Consider the following 17,553-nt stretch of genomic DNA (forward strand, 5'->3'; position numbering starts at 1 on the left):
GAGTAAACCAATGAAACATACGTTTAAATTATCACTGCTTTGTTCTGCAATCCTACTTGCAGGTTGTGGTGACGACACTTCTAGCTCAGGCACTTCAGATACCGCAACGTTTGAACCTGCGGTTCAGGCACTACTTGACCGTAACACGTCGGTTAGTTTCACGGTTCAAGGTTCGAATGCTGATGTACCAGCGCCTTCTTACTTGCTAATGGATAAAACAGATGGCACGCTCGGTCTGCCGACTGGTGGTGATGATGCGCTAACCAACCCTCGCGCCGCCATGAACACCATGGATGGTTGGTCAACATCAATGCCAATCGTTCTGAATTTCAACGGTGCAGGATTCGCTGATGGTTTAGTAACGTCGGGTATTAGCGTTATTAAGCTAAATCAACGCATCACCGATTGGGATGGTAAGACAAACCCAATCGAAAAAGTTTTAAAGATCCAAGATGGCGCAACTGCTGATGCAGACTTCCAAGTCGTATCAAGTGGTAAGAGTCTTTACATCCAATTCGCAGACTCATTCGATGAATCAAGCGAATACATTTTTGCAGTGACTCAAGCAGTAAAAGATGTAAATGGTGACGCAATCGGTACATCCGGTAGTTACGCGACGGCAAAATCGAAAGAAGTCGTATACGAATCTGGTGATCTTGCTTCTCTACAAGCTGCAACAACGGCGGTTGAAGGAATCTTTGGTCTTGCTACTCAATCTGGCTTACTAAACGTTGTACCTTCAGACATCATCTACTCATCATGGTTTAGCACACAGTCGGTAGGTGACACACTTGCAGCAGTGAAAGGCGTAACCGCAACCGGTTTTGCTACCGGAGCAAACACGCTCAACACGGTTTACAAGAATGACACTAACCCAGGTTCGGTCGACCTTGCGACTGCATACACGATGTCATTGGGTGCGACTCAAGACTTCATTACTGCGTTAGACGCAGATGAAGACTTCAACAAATACATCAGTGACTTAGACTCAACAAAGACCGCAATAAAAGGGCTTTACACGAATGCCGGTGTTTCAGTCAACGTAACTCAGGGTGTGGTGAGACTACCTTACTATCTAGAGAAAGGTGCTGACTGGAACATGCAGCCAATGGTTTCAGCAATGCCAAGCCTTGTGAAACTGCAAGCCGCTTTATCAAACAAAGATGAACAAGCAGGCATAATTCAGCAGTTGTCTAGTGGTGAATTTGCAAATGACCCTGTTGATGTGAGCAAGCTCGCTACTGATCCTACAGAGCAGCTAAAACTTGTTGGCGCCAATCTAAAACTATCTGACGGCACTCCACTGGATAGTGACCGAGTGATCACTCGATACTCACCAGTGCCAGCGGTTAAGTCTCTAGAAGATGTCGAGTTCCTGTTGTTCACTCCAGAAACTGGCACGCCGACCAACGTTGTGATTTATCAACATGGTATTACTTCAGCAAAAGAAAATGCTTACGCTTTTGCCTTTAACATGGTTAAAGCTGGCGTAGCGGTGATCGCTATCGACTTACCAATTCATGGCACTCGTAGCTTGGATGACCAACGTTCTGCGAATTCAAACGTGTTAGCATATTTGAACTTGTCTAACTTGGCAGTAGCGCGTGATAACCTTCGCCAAAGTGTCCTTGACGTATTAGGCCTTCGCGCAAGTCTTGTGGTTTCTGCTCAAGCGGGTCTTCTTGCGAATAGCCCACTTAAAGGGTTTAACCCAGCAACTGGCTCAAAAGTTAAGATGCTTGGTCACTCATTAGGAGGCATCGTTGGTACGTCAGCCGTTGCAGCGGCAAACAACTCTCTGGGCTCAGTATCAGCAGATGCGTTGTACAACTTCAGTAGTGCATCTATCCAAAACTCTGGTGGTCAAATCGGTAACTTACTGCTTGGCTCTTCCAACTTTGGTCCGCAAATCAAACATAACCTAGCGTACGCAGCGTCCGCAGACTATGCGAGTTATGCAGATGCATCTTGTGCAGAACTTAGCGACAAAGTGTGTTACGAAACGTTTGAGAAAGGCGCAAGCCCTGAAGCTCTGGCTCAATTAAACGCTGGTTTCTCTAGCTTTATCTATGCTGCGCAAACAACACTTGATACCGTTGACCCGTTCACAAATGCTGCTGACCTTATGAAGACTGGTTCGTTATCAACACCATTCTTCATGACAGAAGTAGATGGTGATGCAACCGTTCCAAACAACGTACCTAATGCGCCATTTGCAGGTACCGAGCCACTTGCGAAGAAGCTAGGCTTGAAAACGGTTAACAGCTCAGACACTGCTGTGAATGCAACAGCAAGCTTTGTCCAATTTAACGCAACGGCATCACACAGCACGTTTGCCTCTCCGGCAGGTACGTTGGCAGACCTTCCTCACCACGCAGAAATGCAGGCTGAGAATGCTGATTTTGTAGTGGATGATGCACTAAGCAAAGTAAGTAATGCGACAGTACTAAAATAATCTTGTACATCCCCTCAAAGCCCAGTTTCTACTGGGCTTTTTTGTTTCTATGCCTTTCAGATCCACTCATAGTTTCCTCTGCTATAGTTAAAACGATGTCTTTGTCTAACTCACTTGTTTGAAAAGGAAAACTCTATGCGCGTATTGACCGTGATTGCCACTGCACTACTTCTTGCCGCTTGCGGCAGCAGCCAATATCTTATGTCAACGAATGAAGGGAAAATCATCACCTCGTATGGCAAACCAGATCTCAATGAAGATACTGGCATGTACGAGTATGAAGACGTGGATGGCAAAGAAATGAGTATCTCACAAGACCAAATCGTACAAATTATCGAACGTTAGATCCTTTGCCTCCTGTCAAGTCAGGGGGCATTTTCAATCAATCTCCCTACCATCGATAACATTCATCAATGCAACTGATTCATCATTCAAAACAATCAACACCCTTATTTATATTCTAGATATTATTTGTTTAGCCAATATTTTACATCTTCACTCCTTTCAGGTTGGAATATTGTAAAATCTCGCCTTTAATTCTCTAACACCCTTTTATTTCTCAGGATAAAGTGGATAATACCGCCACCAAAAAACATTACTAAGGTGAGTCCTTATGTCTATCGAAGCTACTCTGCTTGCTCGCTGCGAGTCAAAATGTGAACTGTGTTCTTCTGAAACTCAACTAACTGCTTACGCTGTGCCACCACACGGCAACGTAACGGTTGATACTGCTATCATGGTTTGTGATAAGTGTCATGGTGAGATCGAAGACCCTAAAGACATTAACCACTGGCGCTGCTTGAACGACAGCATGTGGAGTCAGGTTCCTGCAGTACAAGTAACTGCATGGCGCCAACTTACTCGCCTAAACACAGAAAGCTGGGCTCAAGATGCTCTTGACATGATGTACATGGAAGAAGAGCAAATGAACTGGGCAATGAAAGGTATGTCTGCTGACGATAAAACTGTTGACTGCAACGGCACTGAACTTAAGAAAGGTGACGATGTAACAGTAATCAAAGACCTACCAGTTAAAGGTACAAACCAAGTAATCAAACAAGGTACTGTTATTCGCGGTATCAGCCTTGGTGATGATCCTAAACTTGTTTCAGGTAAGGCAAACGGTGGTCAGTCAATGTACGTGATCGCTGAGTACTGCCGTAAGAAGTAATCCCAACATTACTTTCGAATTGAACGGGGTTCCAGTTGGAACCCCGTTTTCGTTTCTGCAGTCCGCACCTTTTGTCTTATCTAGCTCACGACTAATCTACCCACCTACACGACCTATCCTTTTCCGCTCGTCACTTTCGCTCATAGCCATTTTCATTTAAGGTTCAACAAGGAAGAATTAAGATGGACTGTAGTATGAAAAAGTTAACCATCCTTGATGGCGGTATGGGAAGAGAGCTGAAACGCATGGGAGCCCCATTCTCTCAACCACTTTGGAGCGCACAAACACTGATTGAATCGCCAGAATTCGTTTACCAAGCGCATAACAACTTTATCCACGCTGGCGCAGAGATCATCATTGCCAACAGCTATGCTTGTGTACCATTCCATCTGGGACAAGAACTTTACGAACAACAAGGTAGTGAACTAGCACGCTTTGCAGCCCAAATTGCTCGTGAATGTGCAGATAAGTCACCGGAACGCGTTCTAGTAGCTGGTTGTATTCCACCAGCGTTTGGTAGTTATCGACCAGATCTGTTCGAACCCAAATTAGGTGAAATCATTTCCAAGACTTTGTTTGAAGCTCAAGAAGATTATGTAGACCTTTGGCTAGCGGAGACCATATGCAGTTTAGAGGAGCTAAAGTGTTTACAAAGAGTCTTCACAAGCAGCACCAAACCTACTGCGTATGCCTTTTCTTTAAGTGATGACTCATTGGAAACCGCGTTGTTGCGCTCTGGGGAAACCGTTATCCAAGCCATTGAGCATATTGCACAAAGTGCGGACAACACCAATACCATCAGCGTTTACTTTAACTGCTCGGTACCTGAAGTAATGGCAAAAGCGGTCAGTGATACCAAAGCAGTTTTAGACCAACACAAGCTAGATATTGAAATTGGGGTTTACGCGAACAACTTCACCGCAATCAAATCTAATCACGAAGCCAACAGCGCATTACAAGCGATGCGAGAACTCTCACCAAAAGAGTACTTAACTTTTGCACAAAAATGGCATCGGTGCGGGGCAACCATTATAGGTGGGTGCTGCGGTATTGGACCAGAACACATCAAAGCGCTTTCGGATTGGAAGGCATCCCTTTAGTTCATTTATCGAATCTCACCCGCGACAGTCTGCACACGATTAAAAGTCCCTGGCTCAGTCACCCACGCCGCAACAGCATCAATGTTGTTGATGGGCTGATTGAGCTTAAACGTCCACTCTCCACTCTTTGAGCGACCTTGTTGTTTCTCCAATGCAACGAAGTCATGCTCTAGTACTTTCCCTCGGTTTTCACCGCGCTTAACCGGTGTGGTTTCATTACTTGAGAGAAACACAATCGTTGCATCATACGAGCCTTTCTCTTCAAACCGTAAAGAGAATTGGTTGCCAGAGCGCTCTAGTGTCAATGATTGGGCTTTTACGTTGTCGTTGCTGGGTAATACGCGCTTGCGCCAATTAAAAAAGCCACGCCATTCTTCACTATCAACGACAAATGCTGGAGTATAGACACTCCCTACCGCGCCATAAGCGCGATACAAACGTTGCAGCTGAGAGAATTCAGGCTTTGCAAATTTGTCTTTCCAACCAAGATAGTCCCAATAATCAACGTGGTATGCGACAGGAATGTACTTTTCCCACAAATCAGGGCTGGATTGAAACGTAGAAAGGTATTTGTCTGCAGGTGGGCAACTTGAACAGCCTTCTGAAGTAAATAGCTCTATCACTTGTGCGGGCTGTCCTTCATGAACCCAACTTTGTGATGCAGAAAGACTGGTAATAGCAGCAAGTGCAATCGCGTTAATCATAGGCAGCTCCTTTTCTTTGATACTGACTATGACCGTACGAGCAAGAGATAGCTTTCAATGCGGTCTTAGGTGTAGCGATTTCAGATACAAAAATGCCGGCGATTAAGCCGGCATTTCGAATTCGCTTTCCATTCAGATTAACGGTACATACCGATGTCTTTCTGAATGTGTGCAGATAGGTCTTCTGCGTAGTAGCTGCGAGGTGCAGAGTTATCTACGAAAAGAATATCCAGTAAGTGAGCAATCAATCCTTTGAAGTTAACCGCGTAGGTCTTCTTATCCATAGAGGTTGGTAAAGCTACATTTGTCATTTGCATTGCTTGTGCCATGATTGCCTCTCTTTAAAAGCAGTAAATTGTTTTGTTGGTCGTATATTAGTCATTTTTTCTCTGAGCAAAAAATGACAAAATTTGGTTATTCAGATTAGTTTTTCTTATAAAACAATTCCGTTACAAACCATAAGAATACAAAATCCAACTAACCGCATACTTATTCAACAAAGCGAATCTTTAGTTGAATAACTTGGATTTACACAGGTAAACCCAAGTTTATTTGCAACATTTAATTAACCAAATATTCTTTTAAAGGATTTTGAATTTACAAAATACTTAAGAGTTTTGATTAGTAATTTTAACGCTAGAGCTATTGGTTTCTTTGTTCTTATAGATAGAAGCAATAACCGCTGTCGTCATCACTGTCACTAGGAAAGTTAATGACCAAACCGTTGGGATTTCGTATTGCGTGCCAACCAGTAGCATCTTCACACCAATGAACATCATGATCACTGACAGCGCTGGTTTTAGGTACACAAACTTGTCCAACATTGCTTGCAGTACAAAGTACAGAGAACGTAAACCAAGCAGAGCAAACACGTTAGCCGCTAATACTAAGAACGGTTCACGCGTTACTGCAAAGATTGCAGGGATAGAATCCAGTGCGAACATCACGTCCATCACTGCTATCACACCAACAACGATCAGCATTGGCGTTGCAACCCACTTACCTGCTTGTTTCAAGATCAAGTGGTTACCTTGATACTCTTCTGTCACTGGTAAGAATTTACGAATGAACTGCTCAGGGTATGGGTTCACCTCTTCTTCTTCGCCTTTATCTCGCGCCAGTTTAATACCCGTCCAAATTAGGAACGCAGCGAACAGATAAAGTACCCAGTGGTACTGAGCAAGCAATTGAGCCCCCACAGCAATCATGATTGCACGTAAAACCAATGCACCAATCACACCCCACAATAGAGCGCGTGGACGCAAATGCTCAGGCACCTTGTATTGCGCAAAGATGATTGCAAACACAAACAAGTTATCGACACTTAACGATTTCTCAAGCAAGTAACCAGTTAAGAATGATATGGTCGCTTTTTCGTGAGTATAAACGCTATGAGGCGCGTAATAATCCCAAAAGAAATAGATAGAGCCTGCAAAGACAAACGCTAATAAGAACCAGAATACGCTCCAACCAATTGCTTTTTTCATGGTAATCACGCCGCCACGAGTCTGATAGATATCGAGAGCGACTAAAACCAAAGTAAATAGGCCGAATGCACCGTACATTGTCAGTGATTCTTGTAGTGGAACAGACTGGGATAATTGGGTGGTATTTTCGATAAGAGACATGCTTCCTCCCACGCGGAAGGACATTATTCGGGCTGACCTTCCGCAAACAATACAAACCAGCAGTCACATTACCCATGTGTCTGCTAGCCAATGAATGCGTTGGTCTCGTTGAAGTGATCACGTGATGAATCAAGTGACACCTTTATTTACCGGATAAGCTGATGCTTAACGAGATGACGATAAATAAACTTGCGCTAACTACTCCCCAAACGCCGCCATCATACCCCTGCTTGCGTCGATCTCCAACAAAAAATCGTTATCGATAAAAACAAAGTATTTTGTGAAGAATGTTTATCAACATCATGAATTCAAGCCGGTTCAGATACAAAAAAGGAGCACTTATGCGCCCCTCATTTGTTGAATAGTCGATCTTTAAAAACCAGTTAGCGGTACAAAGTAAACCAGTGTTGACCAAACTGCGACCCAAGCAACGACAACCGCTGCGTCAGCCCAATCTTTTTTCCACATACTCTCTTCCCTCTTCATCGCATGTGCATTAGGGAGTGAGCAAAAAAGATACCAATAACGGTTATTGACTCTTCTGCGAGTAAAGTTTGTGACTTTGGTTCAAACAGTTTGGTTCGTCCGTTAGTAGTTCAACAAAGCAATCTGCCATGGAAAGATTACTGACAAAGCCTTCACCTTTCATATCCAGCAACGCTTCATAACCTTCTTTACCTTTCATAGTATAAGCAGACGAAGTACCACGGTACCAAAGCTCTTCTTCCATCTCACACCAACGCTTACCATCAAAAATTTCTAGGTTTTTAATGCGTTGTCCTTTTGGCGCATCGGCTTGATATTCAAAGTTCAAATTATGTGTGTATGGGTAGCTACCAGAACCAGTGCCTTCAACACCATTGTTAAGTGCATTATTGATCGCGCCTTCCAATGCTAAACGAACAACTTTGCCTTGTACGTCATAAAAACCGATAGGAACGGCAAATGGCAACAATCGTCCGGCAACGTCTGCCACGGTAATATTTCCCGGATTGAGAGAAGTACGCACACCTCCCGCATTATGAATGGCAAATTGAACCTTGTGCCCACGCTTGTTAAGCACATACAAGAATGAATGCGCTACTGCTGGAGCAAGTTCGCTTCCGCCAAATTCGTCAGGAATACGTACATGGCGCTTCTTCTCTGCCACATTTGCAATTACTTGTGATTGAAGCTTACGCACTCTTGGGATGTACTTATCATTTAAGATCGCTTGTGTCTCTGGGTGCTTTTTACAAACAACTACGTTTGGTTGACCATGAATAAAGTCACACGCTTCTTCAAATACACCTTGGTCAAGCTGCTCATTTAGTGTCGAATCCCAGAAAATGCGTCTTCCGAGTAGCAATTCATTTTGACCACTTAACATGGTCGCGGTGCCATTTTCATCAAATTCAAGAACACAATGGCCCATGGTTAATGCGTGGTAACCAGCTTGAACGACATAAGTATCGTTTACCTTGACGCCATATGGGTCATCTTCGCCTAAGCCAATAGCGGCAAAGTTACCTTGTAACCTATGACTGTGACCACCAACTATGATGCCAATGCCATCCACTTGAGCTGCAAGCTCGAGATCCCCTTCATAACCTAAGTGGCTTAAAAGGATGATGTTTTTAATACCTGCTTGGTGGATGTTTTCAACAGTATGTTTTGCTGTTTCTATTGCAGAGATAAATGGTGTGTCGGCATCTGGGTTGGCAATATCGCTCATCTTGTCGATAGACAAGCCAAAGATGGCAACTTTCTCTCCGTGAAATTCTTTCACCAGATATTGCGCGCTTTGAGTCTCAGTGTCGAAGCTCAATACGTTATCGCAATCGCCCATGCGGTGATCTTTAGTTGGCAATTCATTGGATAAGTCCCAGTTACCTGCAAGCAACGGGAAGTTGGTACGCTGACAAAACAAAGCAACCGGTTCATTACCCATATCAAGTTCATGATTGCCCAGAGCCATCGCATCGATGTTAAGCGCGTTTAATAGGTCGGCGTTTGCTTTGCCTTTGAATAACGAGAAGTACAGAGTGCCCTGAAAACAGTCGCCAGCGTGTAAAAACAACATGCCTTGACCTTGACGTTGGGCATCATCACGAAGCTGTTCTACGCGTGTTGCGATACGTGAAAACCCACCAGCGCTCACGTAAGGCTCTAGTGTGCGTTCGTTATCAATATTGAGTTTTAGCTGTAATGACGTTGGCTCAAAGTAGGAATGAGTGTCATTGATGTGTGCCAGTTTGATTCTGACTGGCTTATGATTTTTATTCATTGTCATCTTCTCTCTTTTCATTCCGAAATGCCCAAGTGACCTCAAGACGCAGTATTCAGAGCGATGTCACTGATTTAAGTTCAAGGACAACGATGCAGCGTAATAGTCATCTATTTCCCAATTGTTTGACAAAGAAATTGAATCAGTGACACGCTCCCTTCGGGCGAGTTGACTTGGTTTGTATACGTTGTTAACGCTTTTTAACTTAGGGTCACTAGGTTTTCAAATCGTTGCCTAGTCTACAAACCAAGTCATTCTCGCTGAACTAAGCATCTCGAGGTTACTTGGACATTATTATTAGAACTGAATCATGACAGAATCATGAATTTTATGAAACAGAGAAATTGTCATTTCATTTTTACGTGATCAAGATTCATTTTGCGTACAAGTTTGAAAGTGACTTTACGCCTAAACGGTCTCTATTCATAGGATGAATGCTCTTAAATTTGTGAACTGAGCTTAACTTGCCATGATCAATTTCATATATGCTTATGAGGAGCAAAAGAACTCTCGATAATTCAAATAATTGCAAGGAGGAGTGAGATGAGACTAGAACGCATCGAAATCTCTGGGTTTAGAGGCATTAAACGCCTTTCACTCTCTTTTGACGAACTGACGACCTTAATCGGTGAGAACACTTGGGGTAAATCCTCCCTACTCGACGCCCTGTCTCTCGCCTTACCTGCAGATGGCTCTCTCTATCAATTTGAAATGACGGACTTCCACGTCGACTATTCCATCTCGCACCCACAAACACAGCATCTTCAAATCGTACTCTGTTTTAAATCTCAAGATAAACAAGAAGTGAATGCTGGACGTTATCGTCGCATTAAGCCTACATGGTGCATCAACGAAGACAACGAACACGTCATTTATTACCGTTTAAGTGCCAGTAGAGATGGCCATCACATCACAACCAAGTACGCATTCTTGGACTGTGATGGCGAAGCGAAGCAACTGCATCATGCAGAGAAACTCGCAATTGAACTGATGACCCTTCACCCAGTAATCCGATTACGCGACTCACGCCGTTTCCCCGAACCCAATCACATTAATGGTGACAACAAAAATGCTCGTATAGAAAAACGCATTAACAATACCTGCCGTCGCCTGTTTGCTATGCCTGGTCATGTGAACAAAGGTGAAGTTCGCAGCAGTCTTGATTCAATGCACACGTTAGTCGAGCACTATTTTGCATTTCGAAGCGTGAAGAAAGGTCACCCGAGAAAACCGCGAGACGGTCTGTTCTATGCCAGCCCTTCTGCTGAAAAAGGGTTATCGCAGTTTTTGAAAGAGACGAATAACAAGCAAACTCGCTTACTACTTATGGGATTGTTAAACGCGTACCTACAAGCCAAAGGCCCGACAGATTTAAGACGTTGTGCACGTCCCATCTTGATCATTGAAGATCCAGAGGGTCGTTTACATCCTACTCATCTATCCCGCGCTTGGAGCTTGTTGCAACTGCTTCCGATGCAGAAGATTCTCACCACAAACAGTGCCCGTTTACTCGGCTCTGTACCGTTGGCATCGATTCGTCGATTAGTTCGTTTGTCAGATCGAACCATTGCAAAGTCACTCAACACAAGCCGCTTTAGTGTCGACCAACTCCGTCGGATTGGCTTCCACATTCGTTTTCATCGTGCTGGTGCCCTATTTGCTCGTTGCTGGCTATTGGTTGAGGGTGAAACAGAAGTTTGGTTATTTAACGAACTGGCACGTCAATGCGGGTATGACTTAGCGGCAGAAGGCGTACAAATCGTTGAATTTGCCCAGTCTGGGTTGAAGTCTCTGATCAAAGTCGCCAAAGAATTTGGGATAGATTGGCACGTCGTCACTGACGGAGATCCTGCGGGTAAGAAATACGCTCATACAGTAAGAGCGCATTTGGATAACGACCAAGAACGCCATCGCTTAACGGAATTACCTGACAGAGACATCGAGCATTTTCTCTATAACAATGGTTTCGAACTTTTCTTTAAGGACATTATCAAAGTTCCTCATGAGCACCCAATCCCAGCAAAGAAAGTCGTAAATCGCGTTCTGAAGAAACAAGCAAAACCCGATCTCGCCTTAGCGATTGTCGCTCATTGTGAGGAACGAGGTGTAGATTGCATCCCTGTGCTACTGCGCTGGACGTTGAAACGTGTCGTTACCATGGCAAACGGAAACACCTAACAAGCGTATAAATAAAAAAAAGCACACCAACCTGGTGTGCTTGTATCAAGAATCAGTAATTTTGATTAACTGTATTGAGCGGGATAAGTCTCAACACACAGCGGATACAAATAAGATCGGGGGTTCACTACTGTACTTGCTCAGCGAGCGAAGAAGTAGCGGCTGATTTCGCATGTAACCAAAGTCCTGTTGCTTTCATTAAGTAGCCAAACACGCCACCTAAAATCAGCGATGGCACTACAAGTTGCCAATTGCCGTCTGCAGCAAAAGTGGCGCATGAGCCAATGAAAGTGCCAGGGATGTACGCTAGCCAAGCTTGTTTCGCTTGAATACACATAAAGAACGCAACTACAGCAGTAATTACATAACCGATAATCTCTACACCTACGTAAGTTGAACCGTAAATGATTACCAACGCCCAAAATACGCCTGTCATATTGGTGATCAAACTTTCTGCTAGCCCTTTTAAGCCACTTGTCGGGGATGCAAAGTAACTTGTACAGCCAAGAAAGCCTGCCCAAGACAACAGACCAAGGGAGATAGCGATCCAGCCCCATACGCCAGAGAGAATGCCAGTTGTAATTGAAATTGCTAAAAGTGTGGTCATGGTATTCTTACCCGCTTGACTAGTTTCGTACCACTTGGTTCGAAAACTGCCTTCATACATTGAAATCAGGCAGTCAATACTAGGCACATCCCTCATTGACTTCGGTGATCAAGATCGCATTAACATCCAATAACGTTGCATGTTTTACACGTTAAATTTGACGCAACCGATAAATCAACAGATTTCGAAAATAACAAAATCACAATAAATTGGGCGAAATAAGCAATAGATGACAAAAAAGGCCCTGCACAATGCAGAGCCTTTACTAAGATGCGATCATTTTGTTTCGAATATCGCTTAAAGCACTGAAGGTTTGCCTTTCATCATGCGTAAGCCTTCACGTTTGATGCAGTCAACCAATGGGTTTTCCGCCATATCAGCACGCCATATAAACGATAATGTTCGATCCATCTTCAGATCAGGTACGTTCAGCGCAACCAAATCACCAGCTTCAATGTAACGTTCTACATCAAGATAAGGCAGACACGTCAAATACTGGCCATTGGATACCAAGCTTCTTAGAACGGGAACGTGCTCGTATTCACGCCACACGTCCAAATCTTCAATAAGATGGTGAATCGAACTATCAAAAATCTTGCGAGTACCAGAACCATGTTCTCGCAACACCCATTTCGCTTGTTCAAGTTGAGCTAAGCTCACTGATGAGTTACGCGCAAATGGATGGTGGGACGCTGCGACTACAGTAAGATGGTCTCGACACCAAATCTCTTGGTGTAAACGGTTATCGTCACAGCGACCTTCAATCACGCCCAGATCGTATTTGTAATCCAAGACACCATCGATGACGGCCTGAGTACTCTGTACGCCTAAGGAGATACGCATCTCTGGAAAATCATTATCAATGATACTGATAAGGTCAGGAACTAGGTGTTCTGCAGGTGTTTGACTCGCGCCTAATCGAATGTGCCCACTCAACAAGTGTTGCTCGTAAAAACCCATTTCAATTTGTAGCGCGTCTTGCAGTAAACGCTTTGCTTTTGGTCTTAACCACATCCCCCAATGTGTTAAAGCCATTTGTTTGCCTTGCCTTTCAAATAAAGGTCTACCAAGCATTTTTTCCAACTGAGCAAGCGACATGCTCGTCGCCGATTGTGTCAGAGCCAGTTTATCCGCGGCCTGGCTTACACTGCCGGTATCTGCAACAGCGTCAAAAACCGCTAATTGCTTAAGTGAGTAGCGCAAAGTGTCCTCCCTAATTGGCGAGTATTCCCCATACTCTCGCAACCCAAAAATACATGCGTCAATACGCAATGAGGTTCATTTTACCTGCCTTTAAGAACTTATCAAATAATTTGATGAGGATTCTAAATATTATCAATTTTACCTGTAGCCCTGACCTGCTTAACCTGGATATGCGGTTCGGGAACACCGCAACAAAAAACAATAACACCTTCTCTTTCGAGTACAGAAAACGTCTCGATTTCATTAACCAAGGAGTTCATATGAAACCACAGACTAAGGAGTCATTATGGCGGTGACCAGCTCTCAAAATATCCAGTATTTCTCTCCAAAAGAAATGATGGCTGAAGCTGAGAAGTTTGCACTTAGTAAAGCAAACAAAACCAGCGGCATGACACTGGGTTTGGCAATTATGGCAGGCGCATTCATCGGTTTAGCATTCTTGTTCTACATCACAGTGACAACAGGTAGTGCGGATGCAGGTTGGGGGCTTAGCCGTCTTGCTGGTGGTTTAGCATTCAGTATGGGTTTGATACTCATCGTCATTTGCGGTGGTGAGTTGTTTACCAGCTCAGTGCTTTCGAGCATCTCATGGGCAAACAAACAAATCTCATTCGGCAAAATGTTGTCGATTTGGGGCAAGGTTTATGTAGGTAACTTCATCGGTGCAATGTTTTTACTTGCATTGGTAAGTGCGGCGGGCTTGTACCAAATGGATGCAGGTCAATGGGGCTTAAACGCACTCAACATCGCACAGCACAAACTACACCATACATTGGTACAAGCTTTTGCATTAGGCATTTTATGTAACTTATTGGTTTGTCTTGCAATCTGGCTGACATTCAGCTCGGCAAACGCTATGACAAAAGCAGCAATGACCATCATGCCAGTAGCGATGTTCGTTAGCAGTGGTTTTGAACACTGTGTGGCAAACATGTTCATGGTACCGCTAGGTATCGTTATCGCAAACTTCGCACCGGAATCTTTCTGGACTGCGGTTGGTGTACCAGCTTCTCAATATGCAGATTTGAATGTCGGTCACTTCATCACTGCAAACCTAATTCCAGTGACTCTAGGCAATATCGTTGGTGGTGCAGTATTGGTTGGTTTAGCTAACTGGTGCATTTACCGTCGACCAGAACTTAAAGCAGCAAAAGTTGCATCAATTACAAACACTACAACACTCACGTCAGTTAAGGAACGCACTATGAAAAACGCATCGATTGTAAAAGAGATCATGAACCCGAGCCCAGTTACTCTGAGCGTAGAAATGCCAGTATCAACTGCACTAGATACCCTGTTGGACAACAATCTAATCAGTGCTCCTGTTGTTGACATTGAAAACCGTTTGGTTGGTTTCTTCTCAGCACACGACGTAATGGTTGAATTATGGTGCCAAGATTACATCCCAGCTCAAGAACAAAAAGTTGTCGATTTGATGAGCCGTGACGTAGTAGCAATTGATGCAAATGACCGCTTAGTCGACGTTGTTGAGTTCTTATGTATCGATAAAGAACAACTTTACCCAACGACGAGCATGGGCATGGCGACTCGCTTTACTTCTCTTTCTTTAGAAGAACGCGCGAAAAGTATCAAAGTAAGCAAGCCTCAAGTGCTGCCTGTACTAGAAAACGGTCTGATGGTTGGCGTGGTGACACGTAGTGAAGTTCTTAAAGCTCTTCGTCCGGTATATGGCGAGCGTCTAAACCTAGTTGAAGATAACGTTCTAGAAACAGCATAAAACTATTACAACTAACAACTAACAACAAAAGTTGGCACCAATAAAAAAGCGCTCTATTTAGAGCGCTTTCTTTATTTATACGCACAAGAGCAAGAAATTACTTCTTAATACCTTCGATGTGCAATTCCATATCAACGTAGCTCGATGAGCCCATTACAGGGATTTCGAAATCAGCAAGCTCAAGACGGGTTTGACCAATGAAGCCCGCACGCTCACCACCCCATGGGTCGTTACCCGCGCCAACAAACTCTGCTTCGATTGTGATTGGCTTAGTGACACCGTGAAGAGTGAGGTCACCTGTTACATCTAGCTTACCGTTGCCTTTGTCTACAACTTTTGTACTCTTAAACGTCGCTTCGCTGTATTTACCTGCATCGATGAAATCACCGCTACGGATGTGTTTATCACGCTCTGCATGGTTTGAATCAAGGCTAGTTGTATCAACCACTACGTTTACTTTCGAATCAGCAATGTTGTTTTCATCAAAAGAAAAGTCACCAGAAAATGTATTAAAACGACCTTTGATGAAACTGTAACCTAAGTGGCTTACTTTAAAGTTAATAGATGCGTGAGCGCCTTTCGTATCGATAACGTAATCTGCAGCGTTAGCACCAAACGGTAGTGCCATAGCGATTGCTAGTCCTGTAGCGAAAAGTGACTTTTTCATTTTGAAGCTCCTAACATTTTTCTTAATGTGTTGTCTTTATCGATAAAGTGATGTTTTAGTGCAGCAGCAGCATGCAAACCAGCCATTAGGATTACAGCCCAAGCTGCATAGAAGTGAATTTCACCCGCAATATCTGATTGACCAGGAAATAACTCCCCTGCGCCTGGTACCGTAAACCAATTAAAGACTTCGATACCGCGACCATCAGATGTTGAGATGAGGTAACCTGAAATAAAGATAGTGATGAGCAATAAGTACATCACACCATGTGCCGCCTTTGCTGCAGCTACTTCATAAGGTTTACCTTCTACTTTTGGTGACGCCGTCACATGTTTCCACACGATGCGAGCCAAAGTAAGTACTGCCAATAGAATGCCCACAGAGCGGTGATAATGTGGCGCCGTACGATACCATTCGCTGTAGTAGCTAAGGTCGACCATCCACAAACCCACAGCAAACAAACCGATGATGCAAAGTGCTGATAACCAATGCATAAATCGTGCAGGTAGGTTGTAGTTCTTTACCAGTGTTTCCATCTCACGTTCCTAGATATGTTCCTAAGTTGATGTTGAGCAAGAAACACAACATTAACTTATTTACCTTGTATGAAACAGATTATTTACCATCATTTACATCTAACCAATATTGCTTGTTAAAACATCTTGTTCGAAAAATTTGAAGGAACTTAAAATCGTTTGTAAAACGTAAACCTAGATCTGAACTTCTTGTTCTATTTCATACAGTTCATCGCTCATTTCTAACATACGCCGTTCAATTACTGTTTTTGCATCTTCAATCCCTTTGTTGTAATAGATCGGTGCGAGTTTTTCTGTGATGAAATCAATCAAAAATTCGCTGTCAAATTGCCCGATTTCAAGACTCAGTTCGTCCTGCATGTAATCTTGAATGGCTGTCGCCAATGTTTCTTTTTGCGCTCTTTCTAGTTTGATCATATTTTACCTACGGAACTCTATTCTCAATTTTGATGTTTAGATCAAGAAGTTGCCTATCTAAATTAGTCTATCCTAAAAGGACTATGCTAACCTTTCGCCGTTCATATTGTTAACCGTTAAGGGATATTCTTTGCTACTCGACTTAGTCATTCAAAGTGTCAATGATTTTCAGGACGATTGTCTCAAACTGTGTGAGAAGCATTATCCTGCGGTACATAACCAAGGTATGAGTGAACACCATCTCGGTCTTGCATTTGCACGACGTATGGAGCACACATTTCGTCACTTTGGTTACAGTAGTATCATCAAACCAATTGAAGTACTTGATGCCCCAGATTTACCTCACCATTATCGCATCTCATCTGAAATTGGTACGGTCTGGGTATTAAGCCATCATATGGTCAGTGCAGGCAATTCATGCCGCGAAAACCTACTTTCTTCTATCACTGAATGGCAAAGTGAGTACGGCTATGCATTGCAGCCGAATGACTTACTATTTTTGGTGAGCGATCATTGGATCAGCCGTAGTAAAACCAGTCGAGAGTTATTACATTGGTGGATGGGTGAGCTACCTGAGCCAATTAATGAATATACCGAGCAAGGCATCACATTGTTTACCAGCGAGTCACAGCTTACCCATTCCCTGGATACGCGCTTTGGTATCAGCCCTTGCTACATTAAATTTGGACATCCTTTGCGCCGCTCAAACAAGCAACAACTGGTCAGAAAGTACCTTCAACTGTACGCGGTTTTACAGTGGTAACATCAAATTGCAACAGGTAGATTATCAGCCTATTCATCTATTTGTTTGAGGCTGATCGATATTTCCATTCAATACAAGCTAACTCTCTTGCCTTGACCCCTTCAGCACAATTAGATTCGA

At 43.5% G+C, this 17,553-nt stretch carries 16 protein-coding genes; 7 read left to right on the forward strand and 9 right to left on the reverse strand.

The window, feature by feature from the left end:
- Positions 1-10 precede the first annotated feature (10 nt).
- The 4 genes from OH459_RS12340 (at position 11) to OH459_RS12355 (ending at position 4,726) form a co-directional block, all read left to right on the forward strand.
- A complete protein-coding gene (locus tag OH459_RS12340) occupies positions 11-2,455 on the forward strand; it encodes a VolA/Pla-1 family phospholipase (protein WP_009701341.1) in 2,445 nt (814 codons plus the stop codon).
- Between the two features lie 135 nt (positions 2,456-2,590).
- The gene (locus tag OH459_RS12345) at positions 2,591-2,800 is read left to right on the forward strand and encodes a YgdI/YgdR family lipoprotein (protein ID WP_005451749.1); all 210 of its coding nucleotides are present in this window, start codon (positions 2,591-2,593) and stop codon (positions 2,798-2,800) included.
- Positions 2,801-3,068: 268 nt separating this feature from the next.
- Positions 3,069-3,626: a PhnA domain-containing protein gene (locus OH459_RS12350; protein WP_005451748.1), complete on the forward strand. Its 558-nt coding sequence runs from the start codon at positions 3,069-3,071 to the stop codon at positions 3,624-3,626.
- Between the two features lie 194 nt (positions 3,627-3,820).
- Entirely contained in the window at positions 3,821-4,726 is a 906-nt protein-coding gene (locus OH459_RS12355; RefSeq protein WP_269986972.1) for a homocysteine S-methyltransferase family protein, read from the forward strand.
- Positions 4,727-4,731: 5 nt separating this feature from the next.
- On the opposite strand, the gene OH459_RS12360 is transcribed toward OH459_RS12355, so the two are convergent.
- From OH459_RS12360 to OH459_RS12375, 4 genes are all read right to left on the reverse strand, one after another.
- A complete protein-coding gene (locus tag OH459_RS12360) occupies positions 4,732-5,430 on the reverse strand; it encodes a DUF1223 domain-containing protein (protein ID WP_049537330.1) in 699 nt (232 codons plus the stop codon).
- 137 nt (positions 5,431-5,567) lie between these two features.
- Positions 5,568-5,759 carry a hypothetical protein gene (locus OH459_RS12365; protein WP_005451745.1) on the reverse strand — a complete coding sequence of 64 codons (192 nt, stop codon included), beginning with the start codon at positions 5,757-5,759 and terminating at the stop codon, positions 5,568-5,570.
- Between the two features lie 279 nt (positions 5,760-6,038).
- On the reverse strand, positions 6,039-7,058 hold the full coding sequence (locus OH459_RS12370; protein ID WP_017819595.1) for a TerC family protein: 1,020 nt from the start codon (positions 7,056-7,058) through the stop codon (positions 6,039-6,041).
- A 529-nt stretch (positions 7,059-7,587) separates the two neighbouring features.
- On the reverse strand, positions 7,588-9,330 hold the full coding sequence (locus OH459_RS12375) for a bifunctional metallophosphatase/5'-nucleotidase (protein ID WP_269986973.1): 1,743 nt from the start codon (positions 9,328-9,330) through the stop codon (positions 7,588-7,590).
- 537 nt (positions 9,331-9,867) lie between these two features.
- Here OH459_RS12375 and OH459_RS12380 point away from each other — a divergent pair.
- Positions 9,868-11,502, forward strand: a complete 1,635-nt coding sequence (locus OH459_RS12380) for a DUF2813 domain-containing protein (RefSeq protein ID WP_199449450.1) — start codon at positions 9,868-9,870, stop codon at positions 11,500-11,502.
- Positions 11,503-11,629: 127 nt separating this feature from the next.
- On the opposite strand, the gene OH459_RS12385 is transcribed toward OH459_RS12380, so the two are convergent.
- Together OH459_RS12385 and OH459_RS12390 are read right to left on the reverse strand one after the other, a co-directional pair.
- Positions 11,630-12,109, reverse strand: a complete 480-nt coding sequence (locus OH459_RS12385) for a DUF1097 domain-containing protein (protein ID WP_005451739.1) — start codon at positions 12,107-12,109, stop codon at positions 11,630-11,632.
- A 297-nt stretch (positions 12,110-12,406) separates the two neighbouring features.
- Complete coding sequence (locus OH459_RS12390; protein ID WP_005441888.1) at positions 12,407-13,312, reverse strand: LysR substrate-binding domain-containing protein; 906 nt, start codon at positions 13,310-13,312, stop codon at positions 12,407-12,409.
- A 286-nt stretch (positions 13,313-13,598) separates the two neighbouring features.
- On the opposite strand from OH459_RS12390, the gene focA reads away from it, so the two are divergent.
- Positions 13,599-15,050, forward strand: coding sequence for a formate transporter FocA (gene focA, locus OH459_RS12395; RefSeq protein ID WP_005451736.1), 1,452 nt, complete (start codon positions 13,599-13,601; stop codon positions 15,048-15,050).
- Between the two features lie 97 nt (positions 15,051-15,147).
- Here focA and OH459_RS12400 read toward each other — a convergent pair whose 3' ends face one another.
- From OH459_RS12400 to OH459_RS12410, 3 genes are all read right to left on the reverse strand, one after another.
- Positions 15,148-15,717: a YceI family protein gene (locus OH459_RS12400; RefSeq protein ID WP_005451734.1), complete on the reverse strand. Its 570-nt coding sequence runs from the start codon at positions 15,715-15,717 to the stop codon at positions 15,148-15,150.
- Positions 15,714-16,253: a cytochrome b gene (locus OH459_RS12405; protein ID WP_053052789.1), complete on the reverse strand. Its 540-nt coding sequence runs from the start codon at positions 16,251-16,253 to the stop codon at positions 15,714-15,716. The genes OH459_RS12400 and OH459_RS12405 overlap by 4 nt, the downstream gene beginning before the upstream one ends.
- A 174-nt stretch (positions 16,254-16,427) precedes the next feature.
- Positions 16,428-16,670 carry a DUF2164 domain-containing protein gene (locus tag OH459_RS12410; protein WP_009696700.1) on the reverse strand — a complete coding sequence of 81 codons (243 nt, stop codon included), beginning with the start codon at positions 16,668-16,670 and terminating at the stop codon, positions 16,428-16,430.
- Between the two features lie 130 nt (positions 16,671-16,800).
- On the opposite strand from OH459_RS12410, the gene OH459_RS12415 reads away from it, so the two are divergent.
- Positions 16,801-17,433 (forward strand): hypothetical protein, encoded by a 633-nt coding sequence (locus OH459_RS12415; RefSeq protein WP_005451726.1) that lies wholly within the window; start codon positions 16,801-16,803, stop codon positions 17,431-17,433.
- Positions 17,434-17,553 lie beyond the last annotated feature (120 nt).

The sequence above is a fragment of the Vibrio sp. MM46 genome, from assembly GCF_027587135.1.
Classification (GTDB): Bacteria; Pseudomonadota; Gammaproteobacteria; order Enterobacterales; family Vibrionaceae; genus Vibrio; species Vibrio harveyi.

What these genes read in the sequence shown, in the direction of transcription:
- OH459_RS12350 (WP_005451748.1), top strand. Translation starts at nt 3,069, where the DNA reads ATGTCTATCGAAGCTACTCTGCTTGCTCGCTGCGAGTCAAAATGTGAA.
- OH459_RS12410 (WP_009696700.1), bottom strand. Translation starts at nt 16,670, where the DNA reads ATGATCAAACTAGAAAGAGCGCAAAAAGAAACATTGGCGACAGCCATT.
- OH459_RS12360 (WP_049537330.1), bottom strand. Translation starts at nt 5,430, where the DNA reads ATGATTAACGCGATTGCACTTGCTGCTATTACCAGTCTTTCTGCATCA.
- OH459_RS12365 (WP_005451745.1), bottom strand. Translation starts at nt 5,759, where the DNA reads ATGGCACAAGCAATGCAAATGACAAATGTAGCTTTACCAACCTCTATG.
- OH459_RS12370 (WP_017819595.1), bottom strand. Translation starts at nt 7,058, where the DNA reads ATGTCTCTTATCGAAAATACCACCCAATTATCCCAGTCTGTTCCACTA.
- OH459_RS12405 (WP_053052789.1), bottom strand. Translation starts at nt 16,253, where the DNA reads ATGGAAACACTGGTAAAGAACTACAACCTACCTGCACGATTTATGCAT.
- OH459_RS12385 (WP_005451739.1), bottom strand. Translation starts at nt 12,109, where the DNA reads ATGACCACACTTTTAGCAATTTCAATTACAACTGGCATTCTCTCTGGC.
- OH459_RS12355 (WP_269986972.1), top strand. Translation starts at nt 3,821, where the DNA reads ATGAAAAAGTTAACCATCCTTGATGGCGGTATGGGAAGAGAGCTGAAA.
- OH459_RS12380 (WP_199449450.1), top strand. Translation starts at nt 9,868, where the DNA reads ATGAGACTAGAACGCATCGAAATCTCTGGGTTTAGAGGCATTAAACGC.
- OH459_RS12345 (WP_005451749.1), top strand. Translation starts at nt 2,591, where the DNA reads ATGCGCGTATTGACCGTGATTGCCACTGCACTACTTCTTGCCGCTTGC.
- OH459_RS12400 (WP_005451734.1), bottom strand. Translation starts at nt 15,717, where the DNA reads ATGAAAAAGTCACTTTTCGCTACAGGACTAGCAATCGCTATGGCACTA.
- OH459_RS12375 (WP_269986973.1), bottom strand. Translation starts at nt 9,330, where the DNA reads ATGACAATGAATAAAAATCATAAGCCAGTCAGAATCAAACTGGCACAC.
- OH459_RS12340 (WP_009701341.1), top strand. Translation starts at nt 11, where the DNA reads ATGAAACATACGTTTAAATTATCACTGCTTTGTTCTGCAATCCTACTT.
- focA (WP_005451736.1), top strand. Translation starts at nt 13,599, where the DNA reads ATGGCGGTGACCAGCTCTCAAAATATCCAGTATTTCTCTCCAAAAGAA.